Raw genomic sequence first — 23,255 nt, 5'->3', positions numbered from 1 at the left:
CAAACCACACAGTTATGTGTTTTACGCCACAAGAGATAGTTGATGAAGCGGACCAATCAGTTCGTCGTTCGCCCCCGATCCGAACAGGACCGGGAGCTACTGCACGAACTGTTGGACGCTTCTGCCAGCCTCTGGAACGAACTCACCTACGAACGACGCCAGCAATACTTCGACGGCGAAAGCGTCTGGGACACCGCCGACTATCGCAAACAGTACGTCGGCGTTCTCGGAAGTGCAACCGCCCAGCAGCTCATCCGAAAGAGCAAGAGCGCGTGGAACTCATTCTTCTCGCTCAAAGAAGACGGCGAGAAGTGTTCCCCGCCCGGCTACTGGGGCAACGAGGACGACGGTCGAACATTGCGGACCTACGTTCGAAACGACCAGTACACACTGGAAATGGGCGACCGCTCTCGACTCGAGATTCCCGTCGGGAAGGAACTCAAGGAAAAGTACGGCCTCGGACACACCGAGCGCCTTCGCCTCGAAGTTGCAGGCGATCCGAAGTGGGACGGCAAACAGGGCCGGTTGGAACTGTATTACGACGACGTGAGCGAGACGTTCAGGGCCTTTCAGCCAGTCACTGTCGATCATTCTCGACTGGATTCACCACTGGCCGACGAAACGGCCGCTCTGGATATCGGTGCGAACAACATCGTCGCCTGCACGACCACGACCGGCAAGCAGTACCTGTACGGATGCCGCGACCTGTTCGAACGGTTCCGCGAGACGACGCGAGAGATCGCCCGGCTACAGTCGAAACTCCGCGAGGGGCGCTACAGTTCCAAGCGGATTCGACAGCTGTACCGACGCCGGACGCGACGGCGCGACCATGCGATGGACGCGCTTGCCCGCGACTTGATCGAACGACTGTACGACGAAGGTGTCTCGACGGTGTACGTCGGTGATCTCACCGACGTTCTCGAGACCCACTGGTCGGTGCGGACGAACGCGAAGACGCACAACTTCTGGGCGTTCTGCGCGTTCATCGATCGACTCGCCTGTACGGCCGAAGAGTTCGGCATCACCGTCGAAGTTCGCACGGAAGCGTGGACAAGTCAGACGTGTCCGAACTGCGGTTCAATCGAGGACACGACTCGGCACCAAGACACGTTGACGTGTCCCTGTGGTTTCGAGGGCCACGCGGACCTCACGGCAAGCGAGACGTTCCTGAGACGGCACGAAACAGACGTACCACGGCCGATGGCACGGCCCGTGCGATTCGAGTGGGACGACCACGGATGGTCGGGGAAACCACACCCTCACGAAAGTCCCAAAGAAGCGCGCACAAACCAGAGTATCCTACAATCGGCGTAGGAGAAAGTCGCTCGCGTGGTGGTTCGGCATGAGCCGAGACTCCCAACGTGAGGATTCCCGCGCCTTTAGGCGCGTGGAGGATGTCAATCACAGCAGGCCGTCTCAGGCCACGGCGAAACTCGAGTTCGATACCGCGAGTACCCCGCTTTTCGTAATCATTTTCCCACGCGCGAGCGTAACCGTCGGGTAGAGCTATGAGCGGAACGCCAGACGAGGAGAAACTCGAGGAGCTACGACAGAAGAAGATGGAGCAGTTACAGGAACAGGCCGAAGCCCAGCAAGAAGGCGGTTCCGAACAGGAGGCCGCCCAGCAGCAAGCCGAGGCCCAGAAGCAGGCGTTGCTCCGGCAGCACCTGACCGACGAGGCCCGAAAACGGCTCAACACGGTCAAGATGAGCAAGCCCCAGTTCGGCGAGCAGGTCGAACGGCAGGTCGTCGCGCTGGCCCAGAGCGGGCGCATCCAGGGCAAGATCGACGACGACAAGATGAAACAGCTCCTCTCGGAACTGAAACCCGACTCGAAACGCTTCGACATCCAACGACGCTAAGGACCCGCGGTGAGTACCCGACGGCCGATGGACCTCGGATTGCTCTACAGTGGGGGGAAAGACTCGACGCTGGCGGCGCTCTTCCTCGACGACTTCTACGACGTTACCCTGGTGACCGGCCACTTCGGCGTCACCGACGACTGGCGACACGCCCGCGAGACCGCCGACCGGATCGGCTTCGAGTTCGACCGGCTCGAGCTCGACCGTGCGGTCGCCGAAGAGGCCGCCACGACGATCCGCGAGGACGGCTTTCCACGCAACGGCATCCAGCAGGTACACGTCCACGCCCTCGAGCGGCTGGCCGCCGACGGCTACGACGCGATCGCCGACGGCACCCGCCGTGACGACCGGGTGCCGACGGTCTCCCGGGCGCAGGCCCAGAGTCTCGAGGATCGCCACGACGTCGACTACGTCGCGCCGCTATCGGGCTTCGGCCGCGCTGCAGTGGATCGACTGGTCGAGTCGACCCTCGAGGTGACCGTCGGGCCGAGCGAGGAGATTCGCCGGGCCGACTACGAGGCGGAGTTGCGGGCGATTATCGCCGACGAGGAAGGGACAGAAGCGATCGAGGACCTGTTCCCGGCACACGAACAGACGTACGTGACGGACGTCCGGCAGCCTCACAGCGGAATCTGACACCACCCGGTGGCCAAACGAACAGAGTGAAGTTTGCCGTCCCCGAACCGACGGCCATGTACGACCGGATCAAGGGCTTTCGTGACTTCTACCCCGGCGAGATGGCCGCCCGCCGGCAGGCGACGGACGTCCTCGAGGACACCGCACGGCAGTATGGCTTCCGCGAAATCGGGACACCGGCGCTCGAGCGCGCGGAACTGTGGACGGACAAGAGCGGCGACGACATCGTCGAGGAACTGTACGCCTTCGAAGACCAGGGCGGGCGACACGTCACGCTGACGCCCGAACTGACGCCGACGGTCGCGCGGATGGTCGTCGCGAAGCAACAGGAACTGTCGAAGCCGATCAAGTGGTTCTCGACGCGGCCGTTCTGGCGCTACGAGCAGGTCCAGCAGGGTCGCCAGCGGGAGTTCTACCAGACCAACGTCGACATCTTCGGCTCGGCAGAACCCGAAGCCGACGCCGAGATTCTGGCGTGGGCCGCCGACGCACTGACGAGCCTCGGTCTGACGGGCGAGCACTTCGAGTTCCGCATCTCCCACCGCGACATTCTGGGCGGCGTGCTCGAAACCTACGACGCCGACGTCGAGATCGACGAGGCGATTCGCGCCGTCGACAAGTCCGACAAGATTTCGCAGGCCGAGTACCACGACCTGCTGGTCGAGGCCGGTCTCACCTACGATCAGGCCGCCGAGTTCGACGAGTTGATCGCCGCCGGCGATCTCGAGGACGTGAAGGCGTTCGCCGACACCGAGCGCGTCGACGACGCCGTCGAGAACTTGCAGGCGGTCCTCGCCGCGGCCGAGGACTTCGGGGCGCGAGAGTACTGTACGATCTCCCTCGAGACCGCACGCGGGCTCGATTACTACACGGGCGTCGTCTTCGAGTGTTTCGACTCCACTGGCGAGGTCTCGCGGTCGATCTTCGGTGGCGGCCGGTACGACGACCTGATCGAGTCCTTCGGCGGCCAGCCGACCCCCGCCGTCGGCGTCGCACCGGGTCACGCCACCCTCTCGTTGCTCTGTCAGCGCGCGGGCGTCTGGCCCGAGGAGGCGGTGACGACCGACTACTACGTCCTCACAGTCGGCGATACCCGGGCGGAAGCCGCGCGAATCACCCGCGAGTTGCGCGACCGTGGCCACGTCGTCGAGACCGACGTCGCGGGTCGCTCGTTCGGCGCGCAGATGAACTACGCGGACTCGATCGACGCCGAGACGGTCGTCATCGTCGGCGAGCAGGACCTCGCGAACGACGAGGTGACGATCAAAGACATGGCCTCGGGCGACCAGACGCAGGTGCCGGTCGAGGCGTTCCCCGGCGACGCGACGCGGCCGACGTTCGAGGATTACTCGTAGTCGCTGGGAGGGCATTACCCACGAAATTCAGGTGCCGTGTTTATTTTCTCACAGGTGCTCAGGATGTGGTATGGTCGAACTTACCGACAGCGTCGTGGTCGTCACCGGAGCAGCGTCGGGTATGGGCCGGTCGATGGCACTCGAGTTCGCGGGCGAGGGTGCGTCGGTCGTCGTGGTGGACGTCGACGACGACGGCATCGAACGCGTCGTCGCGAAGATCGACGACGATGGTGGCGAGGCGATCGGGGTCCACGGCGACGTCACAGACCCGGACAGCGTCGAGGGCGTCGTCGACCGCGCGGTCGACGAGTACGGGACGGTCGACGTCCTGATCAACAACGCGGGCATCCTCGACGACTACGCGCCGGTCGGTGAGACCTCCCTCGAGCAGTGGAACGCGGTTATCGGCGTCAACCTCGACGGCGTCTTCATGCTGACGAAGGCGGCCCTGCCGAAACTGCTCGAGGGCGACGAAGAGGGCGTCGTTATCAACACCGCCTCGATCGCGGGGAAGGTCGCCGGTGGCGGTGGGGCAGCCTACACGTCCTCGAAACACGGCGTCATCGGCTTTACGAAGCAACTGTCCCACGACTACGGCCCCGAGATCCGGGCGAACGCGATCTGTCCGGGGGCTATCGAGACGGGGATGACCGAGGAGTTGATCGACGCCGGTGAGATCGAGCCGATGGTCGCCGAGACGCCCGCAGGCCGCCACGCCCAGTCAGAAGAGGTCGCCGCCGTCGCGCTGTTTCTCGCGAGCGACGAGGCCTCGTTCGTCCACGGGAGCGCCGTCGACGTCGACGGCGGCTGGCTCGTCGATTGAGGCGGCGGTTGGAGGTCGACGGTAGCTTCGAGTTCAGTCCAGCACGCTACCGATCCACAGCGAACTTCTATGAGGGCGTGCCCTCTGTATCGAGACGATGACAGACGGGACTCCGGAAACGTTCTCGGCGGTGATCGGCCTCGAGTTCACCGACAGGGGCGAGGGGTGGTCTCGCGGCGAGGTGACCGTCAGCGACGAGTTGACGAATCCGAACGGGGTGCTCCACGGCGGGGCGACCTACACGATGGCGGACACGGGAATGGCGGTCGCCCTCCAGTCGGAACTCGAGCCCGAAGAGCGGTGTGCGACGATCGAAATCAAGATCAGTTACCTCGAGCCGGTCACCGAGGGGACCGTGGTCTGCGAGACGAGCCTCCTGCGGCGGGGCGGCTCGATCGCCTTCCTCGAGTCGGAGATCAGCCACGAGGACAGCGTCGTCGCGCGGGCGACGGGGTCGTTCTCGATTTTCACGCCCTGACTGGCCGTCGAGACGACTGACGGAGGTACCAGCGGTCGAGCGCAAGGCAACGAGCGGATGGCACGGCCCTCGAGCAGGTGCAACCATTACCTGTCCCAGCGGTGTACGACGGCCGATGGTCGACTCCGAGTCACCGCCGAACGTCTTGCTCTTGCTGACCGACCAGGAGCGGTACGACTACAGCGCACCCGAGGGACCGCCGGTCGAGACCGACGCGATGGATCACCTCTCTGCGACGGGGATGCGCTTTACCCGGGCGATCACGCCGATCAGCATCTGCTCGAGCGCGCGGGCCTCCTTGCTGACCGGACAGTACCCCCACAATCACGGCATGCTGAACAACAGCCACGAGGCCGACGCCATCCAGCGGAACCTGCCACCAGAGATTCCGACGTTTTCCGAACTCCTCGACGCGAACGGCTACGACTGCACGTATACGGGAAAGTGGCACGTCGGCGACGACGAGACGCCCGAATCGGTCGGCTTCACCTACCTCGGCGGGAGCGACACCCACCACGACGACATCGACGAAGCATTTCGGGAGTACCGCCGCGAGCGCGGCACGCCAGTCGGCGAGGAGACCCTCGAGGAGGTCGTCTACACCGGTGACGATCCGCGAGACGAGCGCGAGGGGACGTTCGTCGCCGCGAAAACGTCCGTCGACGTCGAGGACACCCGGCCGTACTTCCTCGCCGACCGGACGATCGAGGCGCTCGAGACGTTCGGAGCGGGTGGAGACGACGGAGTTGAGGGCGCGAACGGTGCCGACGCAAGCCCGCGATTCTTCCACCGGGCTGACTTCTACGGCCCACACCACCCCTACGTGGTTCCCGAACCCTACGCGTCGATGTACGATCCCGACGAAATCGACCCACCGGGGAGCTACGCCGAGACCTTCGACGGCAAACCCGGCGTCCACGAGAACTACCGCCACTACCGGGGCGTCGAGCACTTCGACTGGGAGATCTGGGCCGAGGTGATCGCAAAGTACCGCGGATTCGTCACCATGATCGACGACCAGCTCGCGCGCATTCTCGAGACGCTCGAGTCGACGGGACTGGCGGGGGAGACGGTCGTCGTCCACGCGTCGGACCACGGCGACTTCGCCGGTGGGCACCGCCAGTTCAACAAGGGGCCGCTGATGTACGACGACACCTACCGCATCCCACTTCAGGTGCGATGGCCGGGAGTGACAGAGCCGGACTCGACCTGCGACCACCCGGTCCACCTCCACGACCTCGCACCGACGTTCCTCGAGATGGCCGGCTGTGAGACTCCCGACGCTTTCGACGCCCGGAGTCTCGTGGGGTTACTCGAGGGTGGAAGTGGGAATGGTGGGGGAGGTGGAGATGGGGATAGAGGCGAGGGCAAAACAGGCTCGGCCCCCGGCGACTGGCCCGACGCCGCCTTCGCCCAGTACCACGGCGACGAGTTCGGCCTCTACACCCAGCGGATGGTCCGGACGAGACGTTACAAGTACGTCTACAACGGCCCCGATATCGACGAACTCTACGACCTCGAGGCCGACCCGGCGGAGTTACAGAACCTGATCGACCACCCCGACTACGCCGACGTCCGGGAGACTATGCGCGAGCGGCTGATCGCGTGGATGGAGCGGACCGACGATCCGAATCGCGGCTGGGTGCCCGCGGTGCTCGAGCGAGCGCCCTGAGTCGACACAGCGGACCCTGTCACAGAAGCGTACGTTTACAGCGATCAAGCGGCTAGGTGCGTCCATGCCCACCCACCGGATACCGATTCGACAGTCACTCGCTCGAGGGAGGCCCACACCATGAGCTGGGACCACCACGACACCCCCGAGTCCCTCCGGACGGAAGCCGAGCGATACGACCGGATCGTCGCCGCGCTCGAGGACCTGCTCGTCGAGGTCCGTGACGACCCCGTCAAAGACTCCCGGCTCGAGGAGCTGTTCGATCAGGTGACGACCGCCAACCCAAACCTCTGGAACACCGCGACCGCGTTCATCGTGGTCGAGGGCGCGGAAGACGGCGATAGCCGAACGACCGGTGACGATGCAGACGAAGACGACAGCACCCAGCCCACGGCCACCGTCACCGACGTCTCCAAACTCGCACAGGGCAAGTGGGCACCCGAAATCGTCGACGACTGCGACGCGATGGTCACCCTCGAGATCCAGCGCGGGCTCATGCCAGACGATTTTACGTACCAGGTCGGACGCGAACTTCAGGACGAGATCGACGACTTTCGAGAACGGGCCGCCAAAAAACGACAGGAAGCCGCCGAACTCGAGGATTCAGACGGGCAGGACGGGTAATCGGATTTGCGTCGGAGCGTGAGGCCGCTCGAGGATTCCGTTCGACACCCCACTGAAACACCCCGGCTAGGAGTCAATCATTGCTCTCGAGCCCAGTTCAGATATTGAGGTATTGGCTTTCAGTGATAAGATATTGGTTCGGTGATGAACACCTCGAAAGCCCCCGGCCCGCTCGCGGCCGCTGGCGTCGTGCGCGCCTCGCCTCGCTCCGCTCACCTGCGGTGCTACCGGCCACCAGCGGCCGCGACCGCACCGGCCCCTTTCATTCCTCCCAGGCCACACCCTCCCCATCCGACTCGCTCACTGCGTTCGCTCGCCCCTCGCGCTTCGACGAACCGTCCTCACAGTGCTCGGACGGCTCGTCTGCGCGCCAGCCGGCCGGGAACGCGTCACCGCGCAAGCCGCGCGGTGGCGCGTGACTCGGGGAAGGGCAGGCCAACTGCGTCCCTGGTGGATTGAAAGGGCGAAGCGCGCTCGCGGTCGCTCAGGCGGCTCTATCCGAGCGCGAGCGAGGATATCCGGCTGAGCGGGCGTGAGCGTGCTGAGGGCTTTCGTCGTGTTCTCATTCTCTGTGATTTTCTCAAACTGGTGGCTGGATTGATGAGAGTATACTTGATACACTACTAGTTGGGGTGTTGGAACCAGCACAGTTCGAAAGCCGGCCACTCGAGATCAACGTCGCGTTCGGGAACTCGCTCACTCGAGGACGAGCCGTTCACGTTCGAACGTCCCGTCGTGTCCCGTCTCCGCAGCACGGTCGCCGTCGGTAGTATCGTCACCATCGACACCGTCGTCACCATCGTCGGTCGTACGCCAGCGCCACGACCCAACGACCCGGGGCTCGAGCGAGACGATCAGGTACGATCGATCCGGCCAGGCGGCCGCCGCGGCATCGGTCTCGCTGGGGTGTGGCGGGCCCGCCGGGTGTGAGTGGTAGAATCCGACGATCGACTCGCCGCGAGCCTCGAGCCGGTCGAAAATCTCGAGCTGGGCTTCGGGATCGATCCGATAGCGGGTCCGGGGGGTATCGGCGACGTTGTCGGCCGGATACTGGGACTGGACGCGGCTCTCTTCCGGGTCGAACGTCCCGCCGAAGACACCGCATATTTCTTCGGGTTCGCCCGCGCGAGCGCGCTCGAGGATCGCGTCGCGGATTTCTGCTGGCACCCGGAGCACTGGCCCGTCTTCGGGTGGCGATTCAGGAGCCATCGGGGATCAGACGCTGGGCTGGCCCCCGGCCTCGAGTCGGCCCGTCAGGTCGGCGAACGGCATGGCGATCGGTTCGCCGTCGACCTTGAGTGTGTCGCCGTCGACCGTAACTGCCCCATCGCCGGCCTCGAGTGTGTCACCTGCAGCCTCGGACGCGGCGTCGCCGAACCGATCGGGCTGGACGATCCGGGCGAGCGCCTCGAGCGTCTCGACCAGCCGGGGCCCCGGTCGATTCAGGTAGTGGTTGCCATCCATCGCCCAGACGCGACCCTCACGAACGGCCGTCAGGTCCGCCCAGCCCTCGCGTTCGGTGAGGTCCGTCCGGTTATCGGCGACCTGCTCGAGGTCGAACCCACAGGGGCCGACGATCACGACCTCGGGGTCGTACTCGCGGATGTCGGCCCACTCGCGGGGTTGTGACCGGTCGCCAACGCCGGCCAGCCCGTACTCACCACCGGCCCACTCGACCAGTTCCGCCGTCCAGTGACCCGCGATCATCACGGGATCGGTCCAGTCGAAGATGGCCACCCGCGGGCGCTCGTCCGGCTCGAGGCCGGCCGTCCGCTCGCGCACGCGATCGATTCGCTCCTCGAGTCGCCGGCGTACGTCCACGGCTCGACCCGCCCGGCCAACTGCCCGGCCGATCCGCTCGACGTCGTCCAGCACGTCCCCGACGGTGTGCGGATCGGTCGTCAACACCTCCGGATCGGCACTGATTTGATCGACGGCGTCGGCGACGACAACCTCGTCGACCGCACAGACGTCACACATCCCCTGCGTGACGATCAGCTCCGGCTCGAGGGCCTCGAGCGTCTCGGCGTCGACGTCGTAGACGCCCGTGTCGGTGTCACCGTCCCCATCCGTGCCTGTAACCGAGAGTACCTGCCGATCGATCTCGGCGCTCGAGCCACGTGCGTCGACGCGCGAGCGCGTGATCGAGGGCCGGGACTCGACGCCCGGCGGATAGTCACACTCGTGGGAGACACCGACCGGCTCGAGGCCCAGCCGGGCGACCGTCTCGGTCGCCGACGGGAGCGTCGTCACGATTTGCATGGACTCCGGTTGGGGCCGGGTAGGCAAAAGCGTCCGGCTCGCGGGACGAGGGACTAGAGGGAGTCGGATTCGAGAATAGCGGCCAGAAGATCCCGCTGGGCGGAGCGCAGTCGCTTCGAGAACGTCGGCTGGGCGATCCCCAGCGACGTGGCGATCTCTGCACCCGTTCGCTTTCGATCGTCGTCGAAGTAGCCGCTGTGATAGGCCGTTCGCAGCGCTTCGTCTTGCTTCTCCGAGAGAGACGCCTCGAGCAGTTCCGGAACGGGAACGGAGCCGGCTTCCGACGCCTGTCGCTTGGCCACGAGCGTAGCAGCCGAAAAGACGTCACGAACCTGCTCGAGGAATCGCTGATAGTCCCTGTACTCGGGGACCGAAAAGACGATCTGACAGTTCGTCGGCGTGACCCGGATCGACCGAAGGAGCGCACTGATCGGGACCGCCCGCGAGGCGACACACTGGTCGACGACGACGAGTTCGTAGGCCGTGCTGGCAGATTCAGAAAGCGGGCGGATCGACTCGAGACCCGGAATCTCCGCGACCACGTCGGTCACCGTCCCGGGATCGACGTCGTCGATCGAACAGTGGAGCACGTGCGAGTTGCGATTCCGACGGGTCACGTTCCCGACCTCGACGGTCGTCTCGAGTCTGGACGCGAGGGCCACGCAGACGTCTTCCTCGCCGGGTTCGACGTCGACAGTGAGATCGACCATCTGGTCGTCACCGAAGGCATCCCGGCGCTCGACGGCGTTCGTGACGAACCCGACCAGCGTCCCGAACTCCTCGAGGAGGCGCGTCGTTCGCTCGTCGAGTGCGTCCGTCTCGGTACTGTAGACGGTAAGCGTCCCGTAAAACAGTTCCTCGTGTCGAATCGGGACGGCGACGACCGACCGGAAGCCGTGGATCAACGCCGTGTTTCGCCACGGCTCCTCGTGGACGCCGACCGGAATCCGATCGACGTCGACGACCGTTCGCTCGTCTGCAACCTGCGCTTCGGGCGCTGGCCGGTCGTCGGCGAGCGAGAACGACTGGTCGTCCAGAAACTCCGGCGGGAGGTGTGCCTGTGCGGCGGGTTCGACCACGTTCCGGTCGTGATCGACCGTCCCGATCCAGGCAGCGTCGACACGGTCGATCGTCGTCAGCGCCTGACAGACAGAGCGGTGAATCTCGGCTCGAGAGTCGGCGTCGATCAGCGCCGTGTACAGCGACCGGATCGTCTCGTTGAGGTCGCTCACGTACTCGAGTCCGGCGTCCACGAAGTAGACCTCGAGTTCCCAGCGGGAACGTTCGAAGAGGAAGAAGAGACCGATGACACCAGCCCCGGTGGCGGTGGCGGTGGTGCATCACCACCAGCTGACGACGATGACGACGATGTCGCAGACGACGACCCAGCCGATGACACCGCGGTCGCAGACGACGACCCAGCAGACGATGACCCAGTCGCGGATGACGACCCAGCAGATGACGACCCCGTCGCGGACGACGACCCGGCCGACGATCCGGCTGACGACGTCGCAGACGACGATGACGACGGAATCCCCGGCTTCGGGGCCTTCGTCGCCGTAGCCGCACTGCTCTCGGCCGTCGTGCTCGCCGTCCGCCGCTAGGACGGAGACCCACGACGACCGACCACCACTCGCGTCATTTTTTATCGCGCTACCCACCGAGCAACAGCCACCCGGCCAACCACCAGGGTGGGAATGAAAGGGGCTGGCGGGCTCGGCGAGCGAGACGAAGCAAGCACCGCAGTGAAACGAGGAGCGCAGCGAGTCGCAGCCGCCGAGCGCGGCAGGGGCTTTCAGAGTGTTGTACTCCCAGTCGTAGAACCCTCAGTCCTCGTCGTCCTCGAGTTCGCGCACGTCAAGCTCGCCCTCGAGATAGTCGTGTCCGGTGTCGGTAAGCTGGTAGAGGCCAGTTTGGACAGATTCCAGAAGGTCTGCCTCGGAAAGCACCCGGCAGCGCTTGCTCACGTACTGTCGGTCGTAGTCGATGTTTGCGGCGAGGACTCGCGGGGAGACCTGAATGGCGTGCTCGTCGAAGAACAGCATGATCTCGTAGTCCACTGGAGCCATCCACGAAACCCGCTCGACCATCTATTCACGATGTGCCGGTAGCTGAACGGAAAAATCAGTAGTATCCAGAGAGTAGTAGACGACTTTCGTAGTTCCGTGAGAACGACGTATGTAGTCAAAACTTATGTCAGTGGAGAACATCGTCGACACTACGGAAGCTATACGCGACTCTCTGCGGCGATGGGTTCCAGCAGTGGGCCAGTGGTAGCAACAATGACTCCCGATGATGGATCGACGGTCACTCACACCCTCGAGACGGCGACCGGAATCAGTCGTCCTCGAGTTCGCACACGTCAAGGTCGCCCTCGAGATAGTCGCGGCCGGTGTCGGTAAGCTGGTAGAGGCCAGTGTCGACGGGTTCCAGAAGACCAGCATCCGAAAGTGCACTGCATCGTCGACTGACGTAGTGGCGATCGTAGTCGATATTGACGGCGAGTATCTTCGGGGAGACCAGAATCGGATACTCGTCGAAAAAGAGCATGATCTCGTAATCGACAGGTGCCATCCACGAAACCCGCTCGACCATCGTTCGAGAATAGCCAGCATCGGAGTAGAAAAAGCAGCACTATCTGCAGAGCAATATGCCCAATCGATACGCTAAAATAACATCGTACGTTGTCAAAACTTATGTCAGTGGAGAATATAGTCGCCACTACGGAAGCTATCCGTGACTCGCCACGGCGACGAGCCCCAGAACGCAGACCGGTGGTAGCTCCCGAGTCCGCAGGTAGCTCCCGCATCCAGCCGACAGAAGCCATGTCAAGCGACGACTCACGGGAGAACGGAACCCCCGACAGACCATGCCTGTTGCCAGCACTCGAGTTCGACGCGCTGACTCGAGTCTATTTCAGCCTACACCACGGTCAGTGGGTTCCGACTCAGCAGCCATTCGCACTCTCGAGACAGCGTCCAGAATCAGTCGTCCTCGAGTTCGAGGTCAGCAGCCTCGAGTTCGCCCTCGAGATATGCGATGCCGCGATCCGTGAGTCGGTAGTAGCCGCGTTTTTCGTCGGTTTTCTCGAGCAGGCCAGCCTCGGAGAGGATGTTCATGCGACGGGCGATCGTGTTCTGGCTACGGTCGAGTACGCCGAGTTGTTCGACGAGGTTGTACCAGACGGTAGTTGGTGGCAGCGAAATTCGGTGGCCCGGTTCCGTCTCGAGTTCCTGAAGGTACTCGAGGATGGCATCGTCTGCCTGATTCATCCACGAGACACGGGCTCGCATGCGTTAGCCGTAGCTGCGGTCGACCAGAAGATACGTTTTACTTCTCGAGTGTATCTGCTCGCCGGCGATTTCCACTGCAGGTCGTTACGCAAGCACCCGTTGAGAGAGCAGTTACTGCTCGCTTTCGGTGAGTTTGCTGGCATCGAGTTCGCCTTCCAGATAGGAACGACCGTCGTCGGTAATCACGTAGAATCCTCGAGACGGTTTCTCCACCAATCCGTAGGAAGCGAGCGTCCGACACCGGACCCCGATGTACTGGTTATTTCGATCGATCGCATCGGCGATCGCCTTGGGAGTGCCTGCACCCTGCTCGTCAAGGTACTCGAGTATCTCGTCGTCCGTCCGGGTCATCCAGTCGGCTCGCTTTCGCATCTCTCTAGCTATGTAAAGCAGTGTTCAAAGAAAGTACGCAAGAAGAGAGATCCTAACAGCTATAAGGTTGCTTTAGCGACTGTATAGGTTTTCCAAACTGCTTATAGAATAGTTTTTTGTAGAGCAGAATACAATACAGGCCAACGGGATACTTCGGACTGATCACTCGAGATTGTCCGCAGAATAGCAGGGTGGTGGTAGCGCACCCCCTGCCACAGCTCCCGTAACGCACCTACGGAAGCCATGTCCAACGACGATTCACGGGGTAATCAAAGCCCCGACCGACCGGACGCACCGACTCGAGACCACCCCACCCCCGAACTGATTCACAGTCACCTCGAGCAGGTCGACGCCCTGACCAGTACCTTGCTCGCGGCGCTCGAGGCCCCGGCCCCCGAAGACGACGCGATCGACGACCTGTCCGATCGGGAGCGACAGGCAGTCCGCCGACACCTGCTCCAGATCAGGGCGGAGGCGAGTCAGGTCGGGTTGACGGTGCTCGGCCCGGAGGGGGCGATTTCGTACCGACCGGGTGACGGGTCGACAGCGAATTCGACCAGCGACTCGAGCGGCCACTCACCCACTGACCCAGCCGACTCGAGCGGCCACTCACCCACTGACCCAGCCGACTCGAGCGACCACTCACCCACTGACCCAGCCGACTCGAGCGACCACTCACCCACTGACCCAGCCGACTCGAGCGACCACTCACCCACCAACCCAGCCGACTCACTCACAGACTCGAGCGAGCCAACCCGTAGCGGTGATGACGATGAGTGACGGAGACGACGAGGAGTCACCACGCCAGCCGCCTGAATCCGAACCCAGAGCCGAGCGCGAGCATGACCACCAGCCACGCGAGCACCACACCCAGTCGGCGTCACTCGAGCACTTGCTGACCGCGCTGGACGATCTGACGAGGCGAGTCGACGAACTGGTGGTTCGAGTCGAACGACTCGAGGCCGATCAGCAGGCAGCCCGAACCGATCGCGACCGACTCGAGGGTGAGGGGACTCGAGCGGACGCACCACGATCCGATCAGGACCACGACGACCACGACCGCCTCACCACCCTCGAGCAGACCGTCACCCAGCTCGAGACGCAGCTGTCGACCACGGTCGACCGGCTGGACGGGCTCGAGGCCAACGAACCCGACGAGACCACCGAAACCCACCAGACCGACGAACCCGACGAGACCCACACCACCCACGACCAGACCACCCCCACAGACCCGGACCCCATCGAGGCCCGCCTCACAGCCCACGAACGCAAGCTCGCGGCCAACAAAGACCGGATCGCCGAACTCCAGTCCCGCGAACTCGAGAAGGGAGCCCACCTGCTCGCAGCGACCGTCGACGTGGACACCGTCGAGGTACCCGAGAACCGACTCGAGCGAATCCGGAAGGACGACGGGCGGCAATACTACCGATTACCGGAGCAGGCCGACCCGCTCGAGCGTGGAGGGTCCGTCACACTCGCCTATGGCGACCTCCTGCCGATTCAGCAACTGGCCCGGATGGACGACGAGATGTTGCGCTCGGCGGCGAACGCGTTACCGACGCGCCTCGCCGCGAAACTCTGGCAGGCCCGAACCGATCCGAGCGTCGGTGATGACCCGTGGGAGCCCGGCTGCAAGGACATCGCGGAGTACGTCACAGCCAGCGATCTCAAACACTGGATTCGCAGACAGGAACCCGGCATCAGCGATACCTACGCGAAGAAACTCGTCTCGAGGGTGATCGACGCCGTTCTCGACCTGTCGAACAACCGCGTCGCAGTCCGCAAACGAAATCAGCGGAAGAACGGCCTCGAGTACACCGAACGGAGACTCGTACTCCCCGCCGACGTCGAGATTCCGGGCGAGACGACAACAGACGACTCGAGGGGAGAAGGCTCGAGGGGAGAAGGCTCGAGTGGAGAAGGCTCGAGTGGCGAAGAGACGTAAGCGCCGGTGACAGCTGGTGTCCTCGGGTGACCGGGGACACTGAGATGAAAACCGCCTCGAGAGAGGTCGACTGACTCTCTTCGATCACGCACAACGCACGCGACCGCGGCTGCTCGAGGGATGGTTAGTGGTGGGTATCTCACTCGAGTGGGCGTCGGTGGGCAAGACGACGGACAGGGCTCGAGGGGCTGCCCGGAGACGACGGCTGTCAACGGTTATACGCTGAACAGGCGCAATACCACGGTCTTCAGGCCGTGGATACGCGCCGTCACTTGTGGTCATAACCCACCGTTCAGCTGCTTCGCCGAGTTTCTCACGGCGATATTTAAGTCACAGGCCGTTCTTCTGGAAAGTAGGAGTTGGTCGGAACGGAGCGGATTCCGAACCGTCCTGCGGAGGTGGCCTGTCCACCCACGTAATGAGACAATATCCGAAAGAGCAGTCCGTGAACGCCACATCTCCGAAGGGTGTGCCAACGTGCCGACTGCTCGAAGCGAGCACGACGATACCCCCGACTCTGCTGACACCTGCTGGCGTCCCTGTGGCAAAAACAACACCGGGACGCCAAACAGGGTCGAGGATAGGGGTAACGGCCACTTGGCATGGCCAGCAGTCCACCACACCGAGACTGTGGGACTACCCGCGCCCGAAAGGTGTGGTAGTCCGCCGGTTGGACTGGAAACCTGAAACTCCCACCGCTCGGGATTCCTCCGCGTTTACGCGGAGGAGGATGTCAATCAGCGATAACGTACTCGGAGAGGTGTTCCGTCGCAGTCGTGACGATCGATTCCCTGAGTGTTCCCTGTCTGACGTCGATTTCGGTGGCGCTAATGGAGTTCACTGACCACGGCATGATCGAGCTCGATCGTGGCGCGCCACCGTCGGTCCAATCGGATTCGTCAATCGGGAGACGGTCCTTGTACCACGTTCGTGTTGTGAGCGAGAGGACGATGTACTGTTCCCCGTGAAATGGTGTCTCTTCGTCGCTGATGATCAAAAACGGACGTCCAGCCGATTCTTCCTTGAACTTGTCGTAGCCGATAACGACGTCTCCTCGATCGTACTCCATCTACGCATCCTCGGCTGCATGTTCCTGCCACTCTTCGAGGTCTTCGTCACCGTACTGGTCGTCCAATCGCTGAACGGTCCTGTGGAAATCGTATGCATCACGAACGCGGTCCATGTCTCCGATTGCCCAGTATTCACCCTTATGCCGGACCAGTTGTTTATCCTCGAGTCGGCTCAACACAGTACTGACCGATCCCTTCTTCACACCAGATCCGTCGGCTATTTCAGCGGGCGTGAACGCCTTGTCATCGTTTCGAGCCAGGAACGTGATGATTCGCTCTGCATTCGTCTCTCCCGTGAGTTCGTGTTCGGAGCTCGCGTCGAACGTCTCGATATCGATCGGCACAGGTGTCACTACTGTATCCCACGTCATAACAGTTAGTGTGTCACTGGTGTCACTCACGTGTGGAAGGGAAGAGCTGGGAGGACCGGACGGCACCCAACGACGCGCCACGTGAACGTATCCTGAACGGAGAGAGCGGACCGGAAGACGGTGACCAGATTATCTGAGGGTAATTTCGCCGAGTGAAACAGCGGCGTCGGCGACACCGACGCGAAGAAACTGGTCTCGAGGGTGATCGACGCCGTCCTCGAGCGCTCGAACAACCGCGTCGCAGTGCGCAAACGCAACCGGCGGAAGAACGGCCTCGCATACACCGAGCGACGACTCCTGCTCCCCGACGACGCCGAGATTCCGGGTGAGACGACAGGAGACGACTCGAGGGGAGACGACTCGAGGGGAGACGAGACGTAAGAGCCGATGGCAGCTGGTGTCCTCGCGAAACGGAGACAGCGACAGACAGACAGACCACCTCGAGAGAGTACTCCCCAGGTCAATCAGTACCGCCCACTCACTGGAGGAACGCGGTCTGTGGGGGTTAGGTACCGTGGGGCGTCCCGCTCGAGTGGGTGTCGATGGTCCCAGCACCAGCCCAAACTGACTATCAGACGTTACTCGAGGGAGCGGTGGTCCGAACAGGGCCAGTCGACCATCGAATCGAAAAATCCGAGCGTCCGATCAGGTCCCGTGATCCCACGAGCCCATGTACTCGCGCTGGGTGTCGGTCAGCGAATCGAACTCGACGCCCTCGGCTGCGAGTTTGATCTCGGCGATCTCTGTGTCCAGTTCGTCGGGGACGTCGTGGACGCCCGCATCGTAGTCGTCGCCGTTCTCGAGCAGTTCGCGCACGCAAACGGCCTGAATGCCGAAGCTCTGGTCCATCACTTCGACGGGATGACCGAGCGAGACGGGGGCAGCGAGGTTGACGAGGCGGCCCTCGGCGACGACGTTGAGTCGGCGACCGTCTGCGAGTTCGTACGCGTCGACGCCGTCGCGGGCCTCGTAGGTGTCGACGGCGAGGTCTTCGAGGGCCTCGAGGTCGATCTCGATGTCGAAGTGACCGGCGTTGGCGAGCAAGACGCCGTCTCCCATTTTCTCGAAGTGCTCTTCGACGATGACGTCGCGGTTGCCAGTCGTCGTGAGGAAGACGTCGCCGACCGCCGCAGCCTTCGACATAGGCAACACCTCGTAGCCTTCCATGTGGGCCTCGAGCGCGCGGCGGGGTTCGACCTCCGTCACGATCACGTTCGCGTTCTGGCCGGCGGCCTTGCGGGCGACGCCCTTGCCGCAGTAACCGAAGCCGGCGACGACGACGTTCTTCCCGGCCCACGAGAGGTTCGTGGTCATGGCAATCGAGGCCAGCGAGGACTCGCCGGTGCCGTGAACGTTGTCGAACAGCCGCTTCATCGGCGTGTCGTTGACGGCGAACACCGGGTACTCGAGGGCCCCGTCGTCGTCCATCGCGCGCAGGCGGTGGACACCCGTGGTCGTCTCCTCGGCACCGCCGACGATGCCGTCGATCAGTTCGGGGTAGTCCTCGTGAATCGCGGCGACGAGGTCCATCCCGTCGTCGACCGTGATGGTGGGTTCGTGGGCGATGACGGCCTCGATGGCGTCGTAGTACTCCTCGTCGTCGACGCCGCGCTTTGCGTAGCAGGTGATCGACTCGTGGGCGTCGAGGGCCGCGCTCACGTCATCGTGGGTCGACAGCGGGTTGCAGCCCGTCACCGCAACGTCGGCACCACCCTCGGCGAGCGTCTCGACGAGGACCGCGGTCTTCGCCTCGACGTGCATCGCCATCGCGATACTCTCGCCCTCGAGGGGCTGGTCGGCGACGAACTCCTCGCGGACGGCCTCCATGATCGGCATGTGCTGGGCGGCCCAGTCCATCTTCCGACGGCCCTCCTCGCGGGCTGCGTCCACATCGTCCAGCTGGTCGCTGATCGGCGGATACGCGTGTTCGGTCATGGCTCGATAGAGTGGTACCGGAGGCAAAACGCTACCGAAGCATGGTCGGGGTGCCAGAACAGTTCGATCGAGGATCCGGGCCGGGGTGGATCGTCTCACGCTCGAGTCGCTCGAGCGCAGTGCACCTCGAGTCCGGCCGACGCCGTGACGGTGTGCCTCTGACGGCAGTCGTGCGTCGATGGGCGTCGGTGTGGGCTCGAGGGGTGTGCGTCGGGGTTCAGGGCCGGATGAGCAGGTGCCGGCCGTTATGGACCGGCGTGTCCGGGTGGTCCGCCACCATTTCCGTTCCCGTTCCCACTTCCACCAGCAGCGTTCCCGTTCCCGTTCCCGTTCCCGTTCCCGTTCCCGTTGTCGTCGCCACCAGCCCGGTCACTCGAGGGGCCGGCGTGATCCGGTGGTCCCTGCTGACTATCGTCTGTTGCGCCGGTCGCGGTGACGTTCGAGTCGGCGTCGTCGCCATCGTTGTCGTCACCGGCGTCATCGTCGCTCTCACCGTCGTCGGCATCGGCACCCGGGCCAGCGTGTGCTGGCGGCCCCTGATCGCTCTCGTTGTCGGCACCCGGGCCAGCGTGTGCTGGCGGCCCCTGATCGCTCTCGTTGTCGGCACCCGGGCCAGCGTGTGCTGGCGGCCCCTGATTGCTCTCGTTGTCGGCACCCGGGCCAGCGTGTGCTGGCGGCCCCTGATCGCTCTCGTTGTCGGCCGGCGGTCCGGCGTGGTCGGGCGTGTCACCGGGGTTGTTACTCGTGACGAAGTCAGAGATGGCCTGTCCCGGCGGGCCGTCGGTCTCGAGCGTCTGGACGAACCACGAGACGATCGCACCGAATGGGCCGTCGTCGTCGGGTCGCTCGTCCTCAGCGTCGTCTTCCTCGTCGTCTGCCGCGGGCTCGAGCACCGCGGTCGCCTCGGCCGAGCCGTTCTCGTAGCTCGCCTCGACGGTCACCTCGACGGGGTCGGTCGGCGCGACGAGCGAGACGGTGCCGTTCGCGTCGGTCACGTACTCGCCCGTGCCGTCGTAGGAGACGTTTGCGGTCACGTCGACCGACGCGTTCTCGAGGGTCGCGTTCTCGCTATCTTCGTCTGCGTCGTCGTCCGTGACGGTGACGGTCACGTTCGCGTCGTCGTCCTGCGTGACGTCGACGGAGAGATTCTCGACGAGGTCGTCAGCATCGTCGGTTTCTTCGTCGTCAGCGTCGTCAGCCTCGTCTTCCTTGTCGTCCCCTTCATCGCCCTCGTCGTCTTCCTCGTCAGCCGCAGGCTCGAGCGTCGCGTCGGTCTCGACGCTATCGGCACTCGTGGACGCGACGACGGTCACCTCGACCGACTCGTTGGGTTCGGGGAGGGCGACCTCGCCGTCGGCGTCGGTCGTGTACGTTCCCGTGCCTTCGTACGATGCGTCGTCGTCTTCGTCGTCTACGAGCGATACCTCGACCGTCGCGTTCTCGACGGCGCTGTCGTTCGACTGTACCGAGACGACGCCGTCGCTGATTACGAGCGACAGTTCGTCGTCGTCGGGGTCGGCTGCAGCCGCCCCGACCGGAGCGACCGCAGCGACGAGCATGGCGAACGCGAGCGCCACCGCGAGATGGTTCAACCTGATCATCCAGTTGGACGTTCACGATATCGTGGATAAACCCCGCCGGCAGTTCCGCCTCGTTCAGTCCCTTCGAAACGAACCGAGAGTCGTTCAGAGGGTTTATCGGCACCAGTGAGCGTTTAGTTTCGCGTTCCATCCAGCGATGGCACAACGGGAAAAGCGAACGATCAGAACGGCAGATAGTGGCTCCGAAGTCCCCACCCACGCGAGTAGTTACCCTTCGGCGCGCTCGAACAGTTGCGTCGCCGCCTCGCTGGCACGCTCGAGTACCGCATCCTCCTCGAGCGTGGTGACCTCGCGGTCGCGCATGAGCACCTGTCCGTCACAGACGGTGTGGCGGACGTCCGACGCGGCCGCGGCGTAGACGAGGTGGCTCACCAGGTCGTGAGCCGGCGTGAGGTGGGGTCGCTCGAGGTCGATCACGGCAAGATCCGCGGGCGCACCGGCCTCGAGTCGCCCGACAGGAAGGCCCATGGCGTCGGCACTGCCCTGGGTCAGCATCTCGACGACGGCATCGGCGGGGACGGCACTGGCGTCCTCGGCGGCGAGTTTGCCGATCATCGCGGCGTCGCGGCCCTCGTCGAGCAGCGAGAGGTCGTTGTTCGAGGCCGCACCGTCGGTTCCAAGGCCGACGGTGACGCCCGCTTCGCGCAGTCGCTGGACCGGGGCCATCCCGCTCGCCAGTTTCATGTTCGATGCAGGGCAGTGGATCACGCTCGCGCCCGTCTCCGACAGGAGGTCGATCTCGGTCCCGTCGACGTGTACCCCGTGGGCGACGAAGTCCTCGGCCTCGAGCAGGCCGACGTCGCGGGCGTACTCGAGCGGTCGGACGCCGTGTTCCTCGACGATGGGGTCGACCTCGTTCGTCGTCTCGTTGGCGTGGAAGTGAATCGGGAGCCCCACCTCGCGCGCCCGCGGGACGTACTCTCGCAGGTACTCCTCGCCGACGGTGGTCAGGCTGTGTGGCTGGAACGTGGTCGAGATTCGGCCGTCTGCCGCCCCGTCGAGGTCGGTCGCCACCGCGAGGCTCTCCTCCATATCCGCCCTCGCGTCCGCCTCGTCCTTGCCGATGGTGATGGCGGTGTGGCCGAGCACGGCACGAACGCCGGCTTTCTCGACGGCGGTTGCGATCTCGGGGACGTGGAAGTACATGTCCGAGAAGGCCGTGACGCCGCCTTTGATCATCTCGAGGATGCCCAGTTCGGCCCCGGCGCGGACGTCCTCGGGGGTCAACTCGGCCTCGACGGGCCAGATGTCCTCCTGCAGCCACGCGTCGAGGGGCTTGTCGTCTGCTGCGCCACGCAGGAGCGTCATCGCGACGTGACAGTGGCCGTTGACGAACCCGGGCGTCACGAGCGAGTCGGCTGCATCGAGCGTCGCGTCGCCTTCCAGGTCGGCCCCGGTTTCGAGGATTTCGCCGGAATCCTGATCGACCAGTACGTCCGCGCGCGTCACCGTCCCGTCGGGCAACAGGACCTGCCCGCCGGTGATCGAGAGCGTCGTCATCGCTCGAGGGTAGTCGCCCGACCGCCTTATACGCCCACACACTGGACCGGACGTACGACCAGTCACGACGAGCCAGCGGCTCGATCACCCCGTCGCAGTCCGGCACTTTCACTTTCACTCTCCTGTTAACGGAGGTTTATGAGGGGTCCGGCACAACGGTGGAGTATGCCCGAAGCAGATCTCGAGGAACTCCCCGGCGTCGGACCGGCGACCGCAGACAAACTCAAAGACGCAGGCTACGACTCGTTCGAGAGCCTGGCCGTCGCCGCTCCCGCAGAGCTGTCGAACACCGCGGACGTCGGTGACTCGACCGCTGGCGACATCGTCCGTGCGGCCCGGGACGCCGCCGACGTCGGCGGCTTCGAGACCGGCTCGACCGTCCTCGAGCGCCGGAACAAGATCGGGAAGCTGAGCTGGCACATCGACGAAGTCGACGACCTGCTAGGTGGTGGCATCGAGACCCAGTCGATCACCGAAGTTTACGGCGAGTTCGGCTCCGGTAAATCGCAGGTCACCCACCAGATGGCCGTCAACGTCCAGCTTCCCCAGGAAGTCGGCGGACTCCACGGCTCCTGTATCTTCATCGACAGCGAGGACACGTTCCGTCCCGAGCGAATCGACGACATGGTCCGGGGACTGCCGGACGACGCCATCGCCGCCGCGATGGAAGACCGCGAGATCGAAGGCACGCCGGACGACGAGGCCGCCCTCGAGGAACTGGTCGACTCGTTCCTCGAGTACATCCACGTCGCGAAGGCGTTCAACTCGAACCACCAGATGCTGCTCGCAGAGAAGGCCAAAGAACTCGCGGGCGAACACGAGGACTCGGAGTATCCCGTCAAGTTGCTCTGTGTCGACTCGCTGACCGCCCACTTCCGCGCCGAGTACGTCGGCCGTGGCGAACTCGCGAACCGCCAGCAGAAGCTGAACAAGCACCTCCACGACATCGACAAGGTCGGCAACCTCTACAACGCCGCCGTCATCGTCACCAACCAGGTCACCTCGAACCCCGACGCGTTCTTCGGCGACCCGACCAAACCCATCGGTGGGAACATCTTAGGCCACAAGTCGACGTTCCGAATCTACCTCCGGAAGTCGAAGGGTGACAAGCGGATCGTCCGACTGGTCGACGCGCCGAACCTCGCCGACGGCGAGGCCGTTATGCGCGTCGAAGAAGACGGGCTGAAGCCCGAGTAACGGTCCGACCGCGCGCCTGGGAAACGCATATTTTCCACTCCCGCATTTTGCTACCCGATGAGTGACGACTCGAACGAGACGACGACGACCATCGTCAGGCCGACTCTCGACGGGGACTATCGCACCGTTCGCGTCCCCACGGACCCCCGCAATCGTCTCGAGCGAGCAAGAGAGCGGGCAAAGTCCACTGGAAAATCGGCCGATTCAGCCGAATTTCTCGAGCAGGAGCGAGCGAACTGGGAGTGACTGGGGCGAACCG

General features: G+C 63.9%; 25 protein-coding genes and 1 pseudogene. 14 read left to right on the top strand and 12 right to left on the bottom strand.

The annotated features are described in order from the left end of the window. Positions 1-42 precede the first annotated feature (42 nt). The 8 genes from B1756_RS09075 (at position 43) to B1756_RS09040 (ending at position 7,450) form a co-directional block, all read left to right on the top strand. Positions 43-1,314, top strand: a complete 1,272-nt coding sequence (locus B1756_RS09075) for an RNA-guided endonuclease InsQ/TnpB family protein (protein WP_086888250.1) — start codon at positions 43-45, stop codon at positions 1,312-1,314. Between the two features lie 194 nt (positions 1,315-1,508). Next, a complete protein-coding gene (locus B1756_RS09070) occupies positions 1,509-1,862 on the top strand; it encodes a DNA-binding protein (protein WP_086888249.1) in 354 nt (117 codons plus the stop codon). Positions 1,863-1,889: 27 nt separating this feature from the next. Next, positions 1,890-2,498, top strand: a complete 609-nt coding sequence (locus B1756_RS09065) for a DUF7411 family protein (RefSeq protein WP_086888248.1) — start codon at positions 1,890-1,892, stop codon at positions 2,496-2,498. 56 nt (positions 2,499-2,554) lie between these two features. Next, positions 2,555-3,853: a histidine--tRNA ligase gene (gene hisS, locus B1756_RS09060; RefSeq protein WP_086890118.1), complete on the top strand. Its 1,299-nt coding sequence runs from the start codon at positions 2,555-2,557 to the stop codon at positions 3,851-3,853. 70 nt (positions 3,854-3,923) lie between these two features. Continuing rightward, positions 3,924-4,676 carry an SDR family NAD(P)-dependent oxidoreductase gene (locus B1756_RS09055; RefSeq protein WP_086888247.1) on the top strand — a complete coding sequence of 251 codons (753 nt, stop codon included), beginning with the start codon at positions 3,924-3,926 and terminating at the stop codon, positions 4,674-4,676. Positions 4,677-4,773: 97 nt separating this feature from the next. Next, a complete protein-coding gene (locus tag B1756_RS09050) occupies positions 4,774-5,154 on the top strand; it encodes a PaaI family thioesterase (protein ID WP_086888246.1) in 381 nt (126 codons plus the stop codon). A gap of 115 nt (positions 5,155-5,269) precedes the next feature. Then, positions 5,270-6,826 (top strand): sulfatase family protein, encoded by a 1,557-nt coding sequence (locus B1756_RS09045; RefSeq protein WP_086888245.1) that lies wholly within the window; start codon positions 5,270-5,272, stop codon positions 6,824-6,826. A gap of 120 nt (positions 6,827-6,946) precedes the next feature. Beyond that, positions 6,947-7,450 (top strand): hypothetical protein, encoded by a 504-nt coding sequence (locus B1756_RS09040; RefSeq protein ID WP_086888244.1) that lies wholly within the window; start codon positions 6,947-6,949, stop codon positions 7,448-7,450. Between the two features lie 696 nt (positions 7,451-8,146). Here the strand turns inward: B1756_RS09040 and B1756_RS09035 are convergent. From B1756_RS09035 to B1756_RS09025, 3 genes are read right to left on the bottom strand one after another with little or no spacing between them, the layout of a single operon-like run. Beyond that, a complete protein-coding gene (locus B1756_RS09035; RefSeq protein ID WP_086888243.1) occupies positions 8,147-8,659 on the bottom strand; it encodes a desampylase in 513 nt (170 codons plus the stop codon). A 6-nt stretch (positions 8,660-8,665) separates the two neighbouring features. Then, positions 8,666-9,712, bottom strand: coding sequence for an ABC transporter substrate-binding protein (locus B1756_RS09030; protein WP_086888242.1), 1,047 nt, complete (start codon positions 9,710-9,712; stop codon positions 8,666-8,668). A gap of 53 nt (positions 9,713-9,765) precedes the next feature. Then, positions 9,766-10,965: a bacterio-opsin activator domain-containing protein gene (locus tag B1756_RS09025; protein WP_086888241.1), complete on the bottom strand. Its 1,200-nt coding sequence runs from the start codon at positions 10,963-10,965 to the stop codon at positions 9,766-9,768. Here B1756_RS09025 and B1756_RS20220 point away from each other — a divergent pair. Then, entirely contained in the window at positions 10,870-11,316 is a 447-nt protein-coding gene (locus tag B1756_RS20220; protein ID WP_186336524.1) for a PGF-CTERM sorting domain-containing protein, read from the top strand. The genes B1756_RS09025 and B1756_RS20220 overlap by 96 nt on opposite strands. Positions 11,317-11,538: 222 nt before the next feature. On the opposite strand, the gene B1756_RS09015 is transcribed toward B1756_RS20220, so the two are convergent. The 4 genes from B1756_RS09015 to B1756_RS09000 form a co-directional block, all read right to left on the bottom strand. Beyond that, positions 11,539-11,802 carry a phage repressor protein gene (locus B1756_RS09015; RefSeq protein ID WP_086888240.1) on the bottom strand — a complete coding sequence of 88 codons (264 nt, stop codon included), beginning with the start codon at positions 11,800-11,802 and terminating at the stop codon, positions 11,539-11,541. 247 nt (positions 11,803-12,049) lie between these two features. Continuing rightward, complete coding sequence (locus B1756_RS09010; RefSeq protein WP_186336523.1) at positions 12,050-12,307, bottom strand: MarR family transcriptional regulator; 258 nt, start codon at positions 12,305-12,307, stop codon at positions 12,050-12,052. A gap of 389 nt (positions 12,308-12,696) precedes the next feature. Further along, the gene (locus B1756_RS09005; protein ID WP_228434566.1) at positions 12,697-12,984 is read right to left on the bottom strand and encodes a transcriptional regulator; all 288 of its coding nucleotides are present in this window, start codon (positions 12,982-12,984) and stop codon (positions 12,697-12,699) included. A gap of 132 nt (positions 12,985-13,116) precedes the next feature. Further along, complete coding sequence (locus B1756_RS09000) at positions 13,117-13,377, bottom strand: hypothetical protein (RefSeq protein ID WP_086888238.1); 261 nt, start codon at positions 13,375-13,377, stop codon at positions 13,117-13,119. Positions 13,378-13,620: 243 nt separating this feature from the next. On the opposite strand from B1756_RS09000, the gene B1756_RS08995 reads away from it, so the two are divergent. Next, complete coding sequence (locus B1756_RS08995) at positions 13,621-14,157, top strand: hypothetical protein (RefSeq protein WP_086888237.1); 537 nt, start codon at positions 13,621-13,623, stop codon at positions 14,155-14,157. After that, on the top strand, positions 14,150-15,322 hold the full coding sequence (locus B1756_RS08990) for a DUF8008 family protein (RefSeq protein ID WP_228434564.1): 1,173 nt from the start codon (positions 14,150-14,152) through the stop codon (positions 15,320-15,322). Before B1756_RS08995 ends, B1756_RS08990 begins: the two co-directional genes overlap by 8 nt. Positions 15,323-16,055: 733 nt before the next feature. Here the strand turns inward: B1756_RS08990 and B1756_RS08985 are convergent. Together B1756_RS08985 and B1756_RS08980 are read right to left on the bottom strand one after the other, a co-directional pair. After that, a complete protein-coding gene (locus B1756_RS08985; protein ID WP_086888236.1) occupies positions 16,056-16,391 on the bottom strand; it encodes a growth inhibitor in 336 nt (111 codons plus the stop codon). Continuing rightward, positions 16,392-16,736 carry a MarR family transcriptional regulator gene (locus B1756_RS08980; RefSeq protein WP_086888235.1) on the bottom strand — a complete coding sequence of 115 codons (345 nt, stop codon included), beginning with the start codon at positions 16,734-16,736 and terminating at the stop codon, positions 16,392-16,394. A gap of 189 nt (positions 16,737-16,925) precedes the next feature. Here B1756_RS08980 and B1756_RS08975 point away from each other — a divergent pair. Then, positions 16,926-17,144, top strand: a pseudogene (locus B1756_RS08975) (DUF8008 family protein); the annotation flags it as partial. Positions 17,145-17,408: 264 nt separating this feature from the next. Here B1756_RS08975 and B1756_RS08970 read toward each other — a convergent pair. From B1756_RS08970 to B1756_RS08960, 3 genes are all read right to left on the bottom strand, one after another. Then, the gene (locus B1756_RS08970) at positions 17,409-18,698 is read right to left on the bottom strand and encodes an adenosylhomocysteinase (protein ID WP_086888234.1); all 1,290 of its coding nucleotides are present in this window, start codon (positions 18,696-18,698) and stop codon (positions 17,409-17,411) included. Positions 18,699-18,943: 245 nt separating this feature from the next. Then, complete coding sequence (locus B1756_RS08965; protein WP_086888233.1) at positions 18,944-20,299, bottom strand: proline-rich domain-containing protein; 1,356 nt, start codon at positions 20,297-20,299, stop codon at positions 18,944-18,946. A gap of 207 nt (positions 20,300-20,506) precedes the next feature. Further along, positions 20,507-21,799 (bottom strand): amidohydrolase, encoded by a 1,293-nt coding sequence (locus B1756_RS08960; protein WP_086888232.1) that lies wholly within the window; start codon positions 21,797-21,799, stop codon positions 20,507-20,509. 165 nt (positions 21,800-21,964) lie between these two features. Between B1756_RS08960 and radA the strand changes: the two genes are divergently transcribed. Together radA and B1756_RS08950 are read left to right on the top strand one after the other, a co-directional pair. Next, positions 21,965-22,996 carry a DNA repair and recombination protein RadA gene (gene radA, locus B1756_RS08955; protein ID WP_086888231.1) on the top strand — a complete coding sequence of 344 codons (1,032 nt, stop codon included), beginning with the start codon at positions 21,965-21,967 and terminating at the stop codon, positions 22,994-22,996. Positions 22,997-23,053: 57 nt separating this feature from the next. After that, the gene (locus B1756_RS08950; protein ID WP_086888230.1) at positions 23,054-23,242 is read left to right on the top strand and encodes a hypothetical protein; all 189 of its coding nucleotides are present in this window, start codon (positions 23,054-23,056) and stop codon (positions 23,240-23,242) included. The last annotated feature ends 13 nt before the right edge of the window (positions 23,243-23,255 follow it).

Source organism: Natrarchaeobaculum aegyptiacum, from assembly GCF_002156705.1.
GTDB classification, from domain to species: domain Archaea; phylum Halobacteriota; class Halobacteria; order Halobacteriales; family Natrialbaceae; genus Natrarchaeobaculum; species Natrarchaeobaculum aegyptiacum.
The sequence above is the reverse complement of the archived record's forward strand: the minus strand, read 5'-3'. Positions and strand labels throughout refer to the sequence as shown.

What these genes read in the sequence shown, in the direction of transcription:
- B1756_RS09075 (WP_086888250.1), top strand. Translation starts at nt 43, where the DNA reads ATGAAGCGGACCAATCAGTTCGTCGTTCGCCCCCGATCCGAACAGGAC.
- B1756_RS09070 (WP_086888249.1), top strand. Translation starts at nt 1,509, where the DNA reads ATGAGCGGAACGCCAGACGAGGAGAAACTCGAGGAGCTACGACAGAAG.
- B1756_RS09065 (WP_086888248.1), top strand. Translation starts at nt 1,890, where the DNA reads ATGGACCTCGGATTGCTCTACAGTGGGGGGAAAGACTCGACGCTGGCG.
- hisS (WP_086890118.1), top strand. Translation starts at nt 2,555, where the DNA reads ATGTACGACCGGATCAAGGGCTTTCGTGACTTCTACCCCGGCGAGATG.
- B1756_RS09055 (WP_086888247.1), top strand. Translation starts at nt 3,924, where the DNA reads ATGGTCGAACTTACCGACAGCGTCGTGGTCGTCACCGGAGCAGCGTCG.
- B1756_RS09050 (WP_086888246.1), top strand. Translation starts at nt 4,774, where the DNA reads ATGACAGACGGGACTCCGGAAACGTTCTCGGCGGTGATCGGCCTCGAG.
- B1756_RS09045 (WP_086888245.1), top strand. Translation starts at nt 5,270, where the DNA reads ATGGTCGACTCCGAGTCACCGCCGAACGTCTTGCTCTTGCTGACCGAC.
- B1756_RS09040 (WP_086888244.1), top strand. Translation starts at nt 6,947, where the DNA reads ATGAGCTGGGACCACCACGACACCCCCGAGTCCCTCCGGACGGAAGCC.
- B1756_RS09035 (WP_086888243.1), bottom strand. Translation starts at nt 8,659, where the DNA reads ATGGCTCCTGAATCGCCACCCGAAGACGGGCCAGTGCTCCGGGTGCCA.
- B1756_RS09030 (WP_086888242.1), bottom strand. Translation starts at nt 9,712, where the DNA reads ATGCAAATCGTGACGACGCTCCCGTCGGCGACCGAGACGGTCGCCCGG.
- B1756_RS09015 (WP_086888240.1), bottom strand. Translation starts at nt 11,802, where the DNA reads ATGGTCGAGCGGGTTTCGTGGATGGCTCCAGTGGACTACGAGATCATG.
- B1756_RS09010 (WP_186336523.1), bottom strand. Translation starts at nt 12,307, where the DNA reads ATGGTCGAGCGGGTTTCGTGGATGGCACCTGTCGATTACGAGATCATG.
- B1756_RS09005 (WP_228434566.1), bottom strand. Translation starts at nt 12,984, where the DNA reads ATGAATCAGGCAGACGATGCCATCCTCGAGTACCTTCAGGAACTCGAG.
- B1756_RS09000 (WP_086888238.1), bottom strand. Translation starts at nt 13,377, where the DNA reads ATGCGAAAGCGAGCCGACTGGATGACCCGGACGGACGACGAGATACTC.
- B1756_RS08995 (WP_086888237.1), top strand. Translation starts at nt 13,621, where the DNA reads ATGTCCAACGACGATTCACGGGGTAATCAAAGCCCCGACCGACCGGAC.
- B1756_RS08990 (WP_228434564.1), top strand. Translation starts at nt 14,150, where the DNA reads ATGAGTGACGGAGACGACGAGGAGTCACCACGCCAGCCGCCTGAATCC.
- B1756_RS08985 (WP_086888236.1), bottom strand. Translation starts at nt 16,391, where the DNA reads ATGGAGTACGATCGAGGAGACGTCGTTATCGGCTACGACAAGTTCAAG.
- B1756_RS08970 (WP_086888234.1), bottom strand. Translation starts at nt 18,698, where the DNA reads ATGACCGAACACGCGTATCCGCCGATCAGCGACCAGCTGGACGATGTG.
- B1756_RS08965 (WP_086888233.1), bottom strand. Translation starts at nt 20,299, where the DNA reads ATGATCAGGTTGAACCATCTCGCGGTGGCGCTCGCGTTCGCCATGCTC.
- B1756_RS08960 (WP_086888232.1), bottom strand. Translation starts at nt 21,799, where the DNA reads ATGACGACGCTCTCGATCACCGGCGGGCAGGTCCTGTTGCCCGACGGG.
- radA (WP_086888231.1), top strand. Translation starts at nt 21,965, where the DNA reads ATGCCCGAAGCAGATCTCGAGGAACTCCCCGGCGTCGGACCGGCGACC.
- B1756_RS08950 (WP_086888230.1), top strand. Translation starts at nt 23,054, where the DNA reads ATGAGTGACGACTCGAACGAGACGACGACGACCATCGTCAGGCCGACT.